This is a genomic window from Mammaliicoccus sp. Dog046 (assembly GCF_034039665.1).
Lineage (GTDB): Bacteria > Bacillota > Bacilli > Staphylococcales > Staphylococcaceae > Mammaliicoccus.
On sequence record NZ_CP120131.1, the window covers coordinates 195,189 to 207,492 of the forward strand.

Sequence of the window (12,304 nt, forward strand, 5' to 3'; positions counted from 1 at the left end):
ATTCAAAATTACTTTTTAGAAGTAGAGTTATTTATAAGGAGTGATGACAATGCACGCAATGCAATATGAAATTAAGTTACCAGCGGACTATGATATGAAAATTATCAAAGAAAGAGTTAGAAAAAATGGCAATAAAACAGATGGTTTTGAAGATTTATTAGTCAAAGCATATTTAATTAAAGAAAAAGCATCTAATAAAATGAATAATGTGTATGCACCATTATATTTATGGAAAAGTGAAGCAGGCATGAATCGTTTTATCTTTGATGGATATTATGACAATATTATTTCGTCATTTGGATGGCACGAAATAAATATCGGTATTCCTTTTAAAATCAGTATAGATGAAAAAATAAAGAACAGTAATTATTTAATAGAAGAATATATAAGCATACAGCCATCATCAACAATGACGAAGCTAAATATACAATCACAATTTAAAAATATTAATAATTGTTTGTCTGAAGTTATTATCTATAATCCGGAAAAGTGGAAGTTTGTTAAATTTTCCTTCGTAGATCAAATACCCAAAAATCTAGACCAGGGATTGGAATATTATAAAGTGTTGCATATATCTGAAAGCTGAAATAACTATTAGAAAAGAGGATTTTATTATTTGATGAGAATTATCATTACCTATTCAATTTATTCACCGTCCTAGTACTTTTCATAATTCAAATCATTCTCGATTTTTCATTTGATTTGGATTAAAATGGAAGTGAATATTTTTATAAGAGGTGAACCAATGGAACATGATTTTCATCGATTAATTGAATCGCTTATGAAACGCACAGAGTTAAGTCAGGATATCCTGCAAAAGTATGATAATTATAAAAAAGGTAAGGAGGGAGAAGAAAAGTTTTTAAAAGTATTACAGTCAATAAAAGGTCTGAACTACATTTACAATTTACAAATGAAGAACAGTTATCAATTTGATTTTATAGTGGTAACAGATCAATGTATTTATCAGTTTGAAATCAAGAATTATTCTGGTAATTACGAATATAGAAATGGCAACTTAATTACACAGAATGACCTCGTTATTAAATATCCATTTGCACAATTAGATAGAAATGAACATTTTCTGAGACAAGTTCTAAAGTCTCTCAATATACACCACAAAGTTAAGAGTTATGTCGTTTTTACTAATGACTACTTTCGAATGACTGGAGACACCGATACGAGCTTTATGATATTCCCCACGCAATTAAACTACCTTAAGCAACTTTTACTAAATTCTACCTATGAACAAACTCACTCACTTACAACTTCCTTAAAAAATCTCAATCAACCTTTTAACCACGACTACTATATCCGACCAAATTATCAATTTGAAAATGTTAAACCCGGTATTCGCTGTACCCATTGTTTGAACATTATTGAATACGAATTAGAATATAAGAAAAAAGAAGTGACCTGCCATTTTTGTAAGGAAAAGTCTAATAGAAAAGCATTAATATTGAATACGTTAAATGAGTTGTTTCTAATTAAAGGAGAACCATTTACGATGAGGGAAGCGAGAATATGGTGTAACGGAATACATCGAAATTCCCTTGCTGCAATAATAAAAGGGAACTTTAAAGCTAAACGACACAATAAAACAATTGTCTATTATAAATAGAGAAAAGATATCGTGCGATTAGGTATGAAACGCACGAAGAGTTGAGGTGTAGAGCCGAGATATCGTGCGATTAGGTGTGAATCGCACGAAGACTTAAGGTGTAGAGCCGAGATATCGTGCGATTAGGTATGAATCGCACGAAGACTTAAGGTGTAGTGCTGAGATATCGTGCGATTAGGTATGAAACGCACGAAGAGTTGAGGTGTAGAGCTGAGATATCGTGCGATTGGGTGTGAATCGCACGAAGACTTTAAGGTTAGAGCCGAGATATCGTGCGATTAGGTATGAATCGCACGAAGAGTTGAGGTGTAGAGCTGAGATATCGTGCGATTAGGTATGAATCGCACGAAGACTTAAGGTGTAGTGCTGAGATATCGTGCGATTAGGTATGAAACGCACGATATCTCCCTCTCTAAACCTCAATTTAAAATAGAACCACCCCGGACATAACGCTGTCCGGGGTGGTTTCATTTATTTTCTACTTTTAATTAACAAATACATAAAGAATGGTGAACCGATTAATGCAGTGAAGACGCCTGCTGGGATTTCTTTTGGTAAGAAGAGTGTACGTCCTATTAAGTCACTGAGTAATAAAATGATTGCACCGATGATGGCGCTGTACAACATTCGGTTCTTGAATTGATGTCCACCTAGCTTCAATGCGATATGTGGTGCGATTAATCCTACAAATTGTATGCCACCTACATAACTCATTGATATACCGATGAGGATACTCATCGATAATAGTGCAATGATGGATATGTATTGATATGAATTTCCTAATGCAAAGGATAGGTTTCTGCCTAAGTAATGTATATCGAATGAACGTGCATAATATAATAGTACGAACATTGTTATAAATAAGATGATACTAATAATGAGTACTTGATAGTATTCAGCTTGATGTACAGACCCTGTCATCCAAATTTGTGCCTGTGCGCTTCTTTTATTGCTCGTTAAGATTAAGAACATAACGAGGGATTGGCATAGTATATTGAAACTGATTCCAATTAATATAAGTCGATCGCGTTTGTAGCTTTTTCTTAATGCTAAAAAGTACAATAATGCAGTCATAATCATTGCGCCTAATAATGAAAAGATAGGCTGGAATGACATTGGTAATAACAGTGCTTCAGTACTTGTTGTTAATACAATTAAGAATATTAATGAACCGACGTTAGCGCCTTGAGAAATACCAATAACATCTGGAGATGCAAGTGGGTTCTTCGTGATGAACTGTAACACACATCCTGCAATACCAAGTGCTGCACCGGTTACGATAGCAAGTAAGACTCTCGGTAGTCTTAAAGTATTAACGACTAAATTTGTATATGGATCTGATAGTTTGAATAAACCGCTTAATACATTTTGGGGTGCGATGAAACTCTCCCCAAACATTAATGTAAGTAGGGTGGTTAACATGAGTATGAGGACGAGTATAGATAATTTCTTCATTCTGTTAACTCCTTACGATTTAAAATTAAATAAATAAATATAGGTGTGCCTATCAATGCAGTCGTAATGCCTACAGGTAACTCTCTTGGCATTAATAAATAACGACTGAGTATGTCACTGAGTAATAACAAACATCCACCTAATATTCCGGACAATGGAATAACAATAAAGTGATTATGTGATTTACAAATTAACTTTGCAATATGTGGTGTGATTAGTCCAATGAATGCAATTGGACCTGCAAGTGCAACGGCAGAGCCACTGAGTAATACAACGCCAATCATCGTAAAGACTTTGATAGATAATATTTTAGCACCAAGTCCTTTTAAAGCGTCATCACTTAACATATATAAATTAAGTGGTTTAGCCATATAGAAGGAGATGATAATACCCCCGACAATAAATGGCCAAATATACATTAAGATATTGATATGTTTATTTGCGACAGAGCCATTTAACCAATAAATAATATCCTCGATTGCTGATTCGTTATATATCAGCATTCCTTGCGTGATTGCCATACAAAATGCACTAATACTTGCCCCAAACAATGTAAGTTCCATCGCATTGAAAGGTTTAAAAGGTATCGTAGTTGCAAGGATAATCAAAGTAGCGATGATGATTGTACCGATAAAGGCCATAAACGCTTGTTGGAATACACCATTAATGCCAAAACCAACAGTCGCAATGACAACCATTAAACTTGCACCACTGTTGACCCCCATAATACTAGGGCTTGCAAACGGGTTTCGTGTAATGGTTTGGATCATCACACCACTAATACCCATTAAAACACCGACAACCCCGCCCAAAATTGCGCGAGGTAGTCTTAATCGTGTTAGTACACGTTGGTCTTTAACGGTTTCACCATTCACAAAGTGGTTCCAAATATCCATAAATGAGAAGTGTTTATAACCTAACATCATACTCAAAATGAATAGTAAAAAGAACAACCCTGTGAATAATACAAACCACCAAAGGTATTTATTTTTCACTTAACTTTTCCTTTAAGTCATCAATCATCATGTTTGCAGATAACACACCACCGGAAGTGTTCCAAACAGCGTCATCTACTTTATAAACATGGCCTTTTTTAGAAGCATTTAAATCTTTAAATGCTGGGTCATTAACCCATTCTTTTTCTAAATCTGAGACTTTCTTATCTTCACCTTGGAAAGTGAAGTAGAATAAGTTGTCGCCATCCATTGCTTTAATACGTTCTTTAGTTACACCTTTTTCAGCGAAGTCATTTTTATCTTGGCCTTTAGGACGCTTAATACCTAATTCGTCTAATATAACACCTGAGAATGTATCTTTATGATAAATACGAACGTCTCCAGGCATGAATCTTACCATAGACACAGATTGATTGGCTTTATCGCCAATTTCTTTTTTAGCTTTTTCAACATGTTTATCGTAATTAGCTAATACTTCTTTACCTTTATCTTCTTTGTTTAATGCTTTCGCATAAAGTTTGAAGTTGTTCTTCCAATCGCCACGTAACTCATCAGAGAATACAGTAGGTGCGATTTCTGAAAGTTTCTTATATTGTGCTTCTTGACGGAATTTATTACCGATAATTAAATCTGGTTTCAATTTAGCGATTTCTTCTAAATTGATTTCACTTTCTCCACCAACAGGTTTAATGCCTTTATATTTTTTCTCTAAATGTTTATACCAAGGGTTACCTGAATATGAATTAGCTGCACCAACTGGCTTCACGCCCATTGATACGACTGCCTCAGTACCTTCGTTCGTTAAAACAACAACACGTTTAGGATCTTTAGGTACTTTCGTTGTTCCCATCGCGTGTTTTACTTCTTTTGTTTCTTTACTTGAAGATTGTTCTTGCTTACTTCCACAAGCAGCTAACATAACAACCATTATTAATAGAACTGATAAAAGCTTCTTCATGAATCTAACCTCTTTCATTTATAGTTATAAAAACGATAATGATATTCATTTTCAATTATAAAACGCTATCATTTTTTGTCAATGGCATTTTCTAAATATATTGAATAATTGGAAGTTGATGAGATAAAAATTGTAAATGACTAATATCGTATCCGTAACTGCCTGCTAATTTAAAGACAACCCAATCTCCGGTTTGTATATGTTTGACTTTATAAGGAGGGCCGAAGACGTCATTAGGTGTACAAAGTTTACCTGACAAAGTAACCGTTTCATTTGTGACTTCTTTTATTCTATCACGATTATCATGCATAGATAAAATTTCGAAAGGTTGATGATGATTCCATGCCTTTGGAAATCTAAAATGATTTGTACCACCGTTTAACAATACGAAATATTCATTGTGCATTTGTTTAATATCAAAAACATGAGCAGCATAATATCCGATAGGTGCTGTGATAAATCGACCTAATTCAAATGTTAATGTTGGAAGGTGATGTATACGCGTTGCAAAATAATCAAAGTCAAACGCTTTCTGTTCACTATAATCGATGCCGATACCGCCACCAACATTAATCACATAGTCTTCTGGTAAATAAGATTGATATTGATTTGTATATTCAATAGCATGGTGGATAAATTGCACATGTGCGTCTTCATCTAAATTATTACTCATTGAATGGAAGTGGAAACCAATAAATGTGATGTGTTCAGATTGTTCACATATACGAATGGCTTCATCAATATCTGTATCAGGCATACCAAATTGCGTTGGCACTCCGGCCATTTTTAAAGTAGCTGTAGATTCAATGTCACTTAAATTAATGCGTATCATCACATTGATATGTTGTGTTGTATTCGTTAATAAAGTTTGCAAGCTATCTAATTCGAATAAACTTTCAATTTGTATAGATTGTACATGTGCCTCTAGAGCATAAGATAAATCTGAAGTCGTCTTCACTGGTCCGCCATATATAATGGGTACTTCGTTAGAAATAGATCTTACTTTCTCTATTTCTCCAGGGGATGCAACTTCAAATCCGGACACATAGTTAACCAATGTTTCTAGAATTTTTAAATTAGAATTTGCTTTTACAGCATAATAGATGTCGTGATTCGTAACAGATCTGATCCAATTGATGCGTCTTTCTAATTCTGTTAAGTCATAAATGTAATAATCCGTATTGGTGTCTTGAAGTGATGATTTGATTCTATCCATATTGATTCTCCTTTTTAATCATGAGTGAAACGAAAAGCAGTGATAGCAGTAAGCCACATATCATTGTGAGATAAACCATGTTTAATCCTAAATGTTCAAAGACGAAACTCAATAATATGCCTCCAAGTGGTATAAATCCTTTATCCATCATTGATATAGATAAGACAGAACCTCTATATTGGGCATCAACATATTTCTGGACGAGTATGCGGTTGGTCGTTCTAAAGGCTTGAGAGACTAATCCCATAAACAATAAGACAATCGCATATAAATATGTTTGTTGAATAAACATCAATAAAACAATCGTAACAATAAATAGTATTGACCAAATCCATAAGCATTTTATGCTCGTCAATTTGCTTGAACGCATAAAGATACATAATATAATGATCGAACCTGCAGCAATCATTGCTGTAAACAAGGAATAAATCATTGTTTGTTTATCAAATGATGCATCAACAATACTAGGTAAGATGATCGTATATGAAAACCCAAATAGCATTGCGCACACGCTAGATAACATAAGAAAAACGATGATAGGTTGTGTCTTTAAATAGGACCAGATTTTGTGTTTTGTTTTATTACGCTGATGAACTTCTGGTAACTGTTGATTTAACAATATGACACATATACTTCCTATGATAGGTAATGACAGTACAAAGTTTGGATTGATGCTTGTTAACAATAATCCTCCAATAAAAGGACCAATCAATCGTGAAATATTTAATATCAGTGCATTTAGACTGATTGCTTTATGAAGTTTATCAGCTGTGACAAAGCTTTGTATTAAAGCGTTTCTCTGCACGGTATCTATCGCTTGGAAGAATGACCGAACCATGACGCATAAGAGAATGATCCAAATGTTCCATGATTGTACGAAAGCACTCACAATACATATAGTTAAAACAATATTAGCAATGTGAATGATATACATTAATTTTGTGGAACGGACGGTATCAATGATCTTACCTATGATAAATGCGAATGCAAGTTGTGGCATAAGTCGTGCAAAGTTAATATACGCGATGAAAACAGCACTACCTGTTAATTGTAGTGTAATCCAGTTGAGGGCAATGATATCCATCCAATCGATTGTACGAGCAATACACTGAGCGCTTATAAATCGACGGTAAGGATTAAACTTTAATATCATCGTTCATCAATAAAGGATTATGTCTCTGTACATAAATATCTTGCTTCTCAGTAGAAACACGCATTGTTAATAGTGCTTTCTCGTTTATCGTCTCAGTGTAGAATGCATGTTTGTCTGCTTCAGTATGTTGTATATTCTGTTGTTGTAATTGCTCAAATACATGATCAAATGTAGTTTTTATCTTTTGCCATAATAATGTTTCGTCATATTTATAGTCAGCACTAAAGTGACGAACAAGTGTATTTAAATGATTGCTGATTAAAGTGTTTTGAACTTTTTCATACATGCCTTCAGTTGTTGCTCTCGTTAAAGCATTACTCAAGTCTAACCATGCAGGGATGCGCGTGTCATCAATGCGCAATCCTCCAAAATCTCGTACATGTAATCGTTGAGGTGTACCATTGATAAATTCAAAGGACATATTTTGAAGGTGTGCTTCTAAACCAATTCCATATTTCGTCATCAGTGTGAGTGTTGTCTCAACTAATATTGAAATATATTGTTCGAACCAGTCGATAGGTGATTGATGAATAGACGCAGTTTCAATTAAGTCTGTATATACTTTTCGATGATGTTCGTTGAATTCAAATAAACATGTCGCTGCATATAATTGAGACTGTGTTGTTAAATATTGCGTATTATTTTCTCTTAAAATAAATGATAAGTTGCGTTGTTTATCTTCGGTGTCATGAATATAAGTCATACCACCATATTCTAATACAGGTAAACTGATTTCGTTTAAACGTTCATCAGTACGATAAATATATTTGAAGTAGTCACCAATTGTTTTAGAGTTGATAATACTGTTATTACTGATAGAGCGTATTGTAGATGTCATTTGAGCATTTACAGGCAATTTAATAATTGGCGTCATATCATCTAACGGACAGACTGTTCTAAATGATGATGTACTTTTAACGAGGCCGCCTTTATGCGCGAGCACGATGATATCACCTTGTTCAATTTCATCTTTATAAATATTGCGTATCACATGTTCGAACTGATAAGGGTGAACAGGAATAAGATCATAACCTTCAGGAATTTCTCCTGTATAACCGCTAAATTTCGCAAGCGTTTGTATTTCAGAAGTTTCTAAGTTGTTGTATAGAAATCCTTGTTTGACGAGTAACCAATTCAATTTGAAAGCTTGATTATATTCAGGTGCATATTGCATCACTTCATTGAAAGTTAAGCCTAATTTTGTCTTTGCACAAGGGTGAATGTTATGCCCTGTAATGACATATTGCTCACTCTTTAATAATGGATGATCACTCTTTGGCATTTGAGAACAATGTATGAAACTAAGTGCTTGGTTTATAAGGTGATTCTCGATTTCGACTTTTAATAATTGATAATCGTACTGCATCTGATTGTATTGATTTAACCAATCTATCAAGTGAAGCGGATCGAGCACTTCAATATGTTGTGCATTCGCATTAACATAAATACGTTGATACGTATGCGTGTATTCTATGAATGTATCTTCGTTTACGTACAATGTGAAGTGATCGCCACGTTTAACCACATTTTGTATAGGATGTGTCTGTTCTTCAATCAAACAGGCCATCATTTTTGAAAAGGTAATATCAATACTATTTTGAATGCAACGTTGTATATATTGACGGTCAAACTGTTCTGAGTGGGCATAAACATCCTTAGTCCAATTCATATGTATGGACCTCCTTGTATAGGGGATTTTTAATTTCTGAGTATTGATAATCGTAACCTTCCGCTTGAATTCTCATTTTTAATAAAGATTTGATGCGGAATGTAGGTTGTTCGAGAATATTGATTTCAGGTGTTATTTGTTCATGGTAAGACGCGATAACATGGCGAACAATTTCATAACCTTTATCGGCGTCAAACCCATGTTGGTCGAGTACACGAATCAATTGGAATAAATGATTGTATAGCACAGCATGTGAGAATACAGATAATAAATCAGCGAAGTCCTCTGTCAGTAATCCAGTTGAAGTATCGATATCTACATCAGTATCGAATAAACGTACGCCTCCGAAATCCCTCATGTAGAATGCTTCTGGCATGCCATCTTTAATAATGACTGTACTGTTCTGCATATGACCTTCTAAGCTGATACCTTCTTCTAACATTAATCTATAAGTAGATGATAATAATTGTTCAGCATAGGCTGTTAAAAATTGAGTCGCTGCTTCTTCAAATGACAATCCTTCTTTAGACATAATGATTTCAATACATTCTATAAGGATAGGTTGTTGTGAAATAAAGCTAGTTGTAATTAAACTACCGCAAACCAATTGATGACTATCTTCACTTTGAGGAATACGTGCTCTTAACATGTAGCTACATTTGTTGGCGTGTGCGTTATCGATATTCAAATAACTACCGGATAAATCTTTTTGAATATAACTATTGTTATAAGATTTGTTGCGATAAATATCTTCTACAAAATGACTTAAACGTATGCCGTTATTGATAGAAGCGGGTGAAACGTTTCTTACAGCACTTGTCGCTTGAACATTTACAGCTGTTTTGATGATACAGTCGAATGCGTCGACATCTAATGTTCTAAATGAAAGTAACGGATGACTTTCAACTGCAAGATGATGTAAAGGAATTAATCGCTGTTGATCAAATAATGATTTAAATTGAGGATACATAAAATGTTCAAACTGCCATTCATGTATGAACAATAATTCATATGATTCAAATTGCAGGTCGTGTGATTCACAATATGCTTTCGCTTGTTTATTAATTTGCTCTAAATGAGGCTTGTGAATGTCATTTTCACTATGTATATTTTGCACAAGTGAATAATCGCATAAAATAGGAATAACTTTAACTAAATTTCTGAATTCAGGAGAATATTGAATAACATCATTAACGCTAAAACCTAATTTCGTTTTAGTCATCGGATGGAATGGGTGACCTTCAGTGACACTTTGTTCAAAGAAAGTATCAGGTAACTGTTCTTGTTCAACGAAATCAAAGATATGCTGATATTGACCAGAATATGTCTGGTGATCTTGTTCGAATTGAATATAACTTAACGTTAAATTTAAAATAGAATCATTTATTTCGTTCATCATATGTGATGCTTGTAAGATTGAAGCACAGTCAATATGTTCTATTTCAGATAGTTCGACTATACGTCTATAAATCTCTTTATAAGCCTTTTCGTATAGACGAGATACATCTGCTTCAGTAATATTTGGAAATTGTTTACGTATGTCATGAATATATTTGCCTGGTACAGTAACCAAAATATCAACACCTTTATTTTTTATAGTGAGAAACATTCTCAATTATAAAATGTTTGAGTATTTTGTCAATGAAAAGCATAAAAAATAATTAATTATAATAAATTAAATATAAAAAGTGACTATGTGAGATTGTGATCCTGAGATATCGTGCGATTGGGTATGAAACGCACGAAGAGTTAGGGGGTGTAGCCGAGATATCGTGCGATTAGGTGTTAAACGCACGAAGAGTTAGGGGGTGTAGCCGAGATATCGTGCGATTAGGTATGAAACGCACGAAGAGTTAGGGGGTGTAGCCGAGATATCGTGCGATTAGGTGTGAATCGCACGAAGACTTTGGGGTAGATGCCGAGATATCGTGCGATTAGGTATGAAACGCATGAAGAGTTAAGGGTTAGAGCCGAGATATCGTGCGATCCGGGGTCAATCGCACGATATCTCCTATAACAAACAACACAAGTAGGACTGAGACAATGTGTCCCAGTCCTGTTCACTTTATTATGATAGATTTTTTAAGCGTGAGGTTCTTGTTTATTATCGTCATGAATAATAAATGTTGTTGCCAATTGAGATTCTAGTCTGCTTAAAACTTCTTTTAGCTTCTCAATCTCTTCAGTCAAATTATATTCGTTGGCAGAAATTTTTTGATTAATCACTTGTGAGATATACAATAAATCATCACTGATATCTTCATAGCAGTTAATTCTACACTTCTCGACCATAATGTTTACCTCTTCCTGTTTTAATTGGTTATTTTCAAAGTTATCATTTTTAGAATTTTAACAAAAAATAATTTTAGTATCTTGAATAATATACATTAATAGTAATTTGTATTTCAAACAAATTACTATTAATTAAAAAAAGGATACGAATTTGATTATAGTCATTTGGAGTAATTTTTTCAATATTTTGCTTATTTTGTATGTTTATGAAGTAATTAACAAAAAAGCGAGGTGATGAAATCTGTTGTAGAGATTTCATCACCTCGCTTTTATAGGGGATTAATTATTCAATTAATAAGACAGTTTTTATTCAGATTGCTTTGCTCTTATGGTGTTTAATAATAACTTAGCGTGTATATTAAACTCATTTTTGACTTCTTTTTGAGTGGCTTCAGATTGTATAAAGGCTCTACGATAAAGCCAACCATTAATAAACATCCTAATCAATAATACGAATTCATCTTTATTTATATTAAGTTTATGGTGTGCATGTATTTCATCTAATTTATATGTAAGTGTAGTTGATAATTTATCATTGTACTGCTCAATATCCTTTATAAAATTTGAAGGTGCAAAAGATAATTGAACATAGAATTTCACTAAGCAAGCAGATTCAAAAATATACATTTTGAAAAATGATAAAAGTTCTTCACTTAAATTTTGGGATCGAATATCGATGTTTTCAATGATATTTATTCCATCGTTCATACACTTTTCTAAACATAATCCATAAAGATCATCTTTACTGTTTATATAGTTATATAAACTAGCCTTCTTGACTCCTAAATCATTGGCAATACTATTTAGTGATGTTCCATGGTAACCTTTGTCTGAAAAGGTTTGCATACTTATATTAATAAGCCTTTCAGATGTGCTGTTCACTTCTATTGCCTCCTTTGTTTCATATGAATAACTATACATTATATTTCCCTAGAAATCACTTAAAAAACTGATTAAATTTAACACTTTAAATTGAGACCATTG

General features: G+C 33.5%; 11 protein-coding genes. 2 read left to right on the forward strand and 9 right to left on the reverse strand.

The genetic code is table 11. From position 1 onward, the window contains the following. The first annotated feature begins 49 nt into the window (after nt 1-49). Nucleotides 50-586, forward strand: coding sequence for a DUF4865 family protein (locus tag P3U32_RS00940; protein ID WP_323703730.1), 537 nt, complete (start codon nt 50-52; stop codon nt 584-586). A 159-nt stretch (nt 587-745) separates the two neighbouring features. Further along, the gene (locus P3U32_RS00945) at nt 746-1,621 is read left to right on the forward strand and encodes a nuclease-related domain-containing protein (RefSeq protein ID WP_323703731.1); all 876 of its coding nucleotides are present in this window, start codon (nt 746-748) and stop codon (nt 1,619-1,621) included. A 471-nt stretch (nt 1,622-2,092) separates the two neighbouring features. Here P3U32_RS00945 and P3U32_RS00950 read toward each other — a convergent pair whose 3' ends face one another. The 9 genes from P3U32_RS00950 to P3U32_RS00990 all read right to left on the reverse strand — a co-directional run bounded on the left by P3U32_RS00950 (nt 2,093) and on the right by P3U32_RS00990 (nt 12,202). Continuing rightward, nucleotides 2,093-3,076, reverse strand: a complete 984-nt coding sequence (locus tag P3U32_RS00950; protein WP_323703732.1) for a FecCD family ABC transporter permease — start codon at nt 3,074-3,076, stop codon at nt 2,093-2,095. Beyond that, nucleotides 3,073-4,071: a FecCD family ABC transporter permease gene (locus P3U32_RS00955; RefSeq protein ID WP_323703733.1), complete on the reverse strand. Its 999-nt coding sequence runs from the start codon at nt 4,069-4,071 to the stop codon at nt 3,073-3,075. Before P3U32_RS00955 ends, P3U32_RS00950 begins: the two co-directional genes overlap by 4 nt. After that, entirely contained in the window at nt 4,061-4,990 is a 930-nt protein-coding gene (locus P3U32_RS00960; RefSeq protein WP_323703734.1) for an ABC transporter substrate-binding protein, read from the reverse strand. Before P3U32_RS00960 ends, P3U32_RS00955 begins: the two co-directional genes overlap by 11 nt. 91 nt (nt 4,991-5,081) lie before the next feature. Continuing rightward, complete coding sequence (locus P3U32_RS00965) at nt 5,082-6,206, reverse strand: alanine racemase (protein ID WP_323703735.1); 1,125 nt, start codon at nt 6,204-6,206, stop codon at nt 5,082-5,084. Then, nucleotides 6,199-7,359, reverse strand: coding sequence for an MFS transporter (locus P3U32_RS00970; protein WP_323703736.1), 1,161 nt, complete (start codon nt 7,357-7,359; stop codon nt 6,199-6,201). Before P3U32_RS00970 ends, P3U32_RS00965 begins: the two co-directional genes overlap by 8 nt. Further along, nucleotides 7,343-9,028 carry an IucA/IucC family protein gene (locus P3U32_RS00975; protein ID WP_323703737.1) on the reverse strand — a complete coding sequence of 562 codons (1,686 nt, stop codon included), beginning with the start codon at nt 9,026-9,028 and terminating at the stop codon, nt 7,343-7,345. The genes P3U32_RS00970 and P3U32_RS00975 overlap by 17 nt, the downstream gene beginning before the upstream one ends. After that, the gene (locus P3U32_RS00980) at nt 9,015-10,601 is read right to left on the reverse strand and encodes an IucA/IucC family protein (protein WP_323703738.1); all 1,587 of its coding nucleotides are present in this window, start codon (nt 10,599-10,601) and stop codon (nt 9,015-9,017) included. Before P3U32_RS00980 ends, P3U32_RS00975 begins: the two co-directional genes overlap by 14 nt. 509 nt (nt 10,602-11,110) lie before the next feature. Beyond that, a complete protein-coding gene (locus tag P3U32_RS00985) occupies nt 11,111-11,320 on the reverse strand; it encodes a hypothetical protein (RefSeq protein WP_323703739.1) in 210 nt (69 codons plus the stop codon). Nucleotides 11,321-11,626: 306 nt separating this feature from the next. Next, nucleotides 11,627-12,202, reverse strand: coding sequence for a TetR/AcrR family transcriptional regulator (locus P3U32_RS00990; RefSeq protein ID WP_323703740.1), 576 nt, complete (start codon nt 12,200-12,202; stop codon nt 11,627-11,629). Nucleotides 12,203-12,304 lie beyond the last annotated feature (102 nt).

Excerpts from the sequence above, each read along its gene's own strand:
- P3U32_RS00940 (WP_323703730.1), top strand. The coding sequence starts at position 50 with ATGCACGCAATGCAATATGAAATTAAGTTACCAGCGGACTATGATATG.
- P3U32_RS00965 (WP_323703735.1), bottom strand. The coding sequence starts at position 6,206 with ATGGATAGAATCAAATCATCACTTCAAGACACCAATACGGATTATTAC.
- P3U32_RS00950 (WP_323703732.1), bottom strand. The coding sequence starts at position 3,076 with ATGAAGAAATTATCTATACTCGTCCTCATACTCATGTTAACCACCCTA.
- P3U32_RS00985 (WP_323703739.1), bottom strand. The coding sequence starts at position 11,320 with ATGGTCGAGAAGTGTAGAATTAACTGCTATGAAGATATCAGTGATGAT.
- P3U32_RS00960 (WP_323703734.1), bottom strand. The coding sequence starts at position 4,990 with ATGAAGAAGCTTTTATCAGTTCTATTAATAATGGTTGTTATGTTAGCT.
- P3U32_RS00975 (WP_323703737.1), bottom strand. The coding sequence starts at position 9,028 with ATGAATTGGACTAAGGATGTTTATGCCCACTCAGAACAGTTTGACCGT.
- P3U32_RS00970 (WP_323703736.1), bottom strand. The coding sequence starts at position 7,359 with ATGATATTAAAGTTTAATCCTTACCGTCGATTTATAAGCGCTCAGTGT.
- P3U32_RS00945 (WP_323703731.1), top strand. The coding sequence starts at position 746 with ATGGAACATGATTTTCATCGATTAATTGAATCGCTTATGAAACGCACA.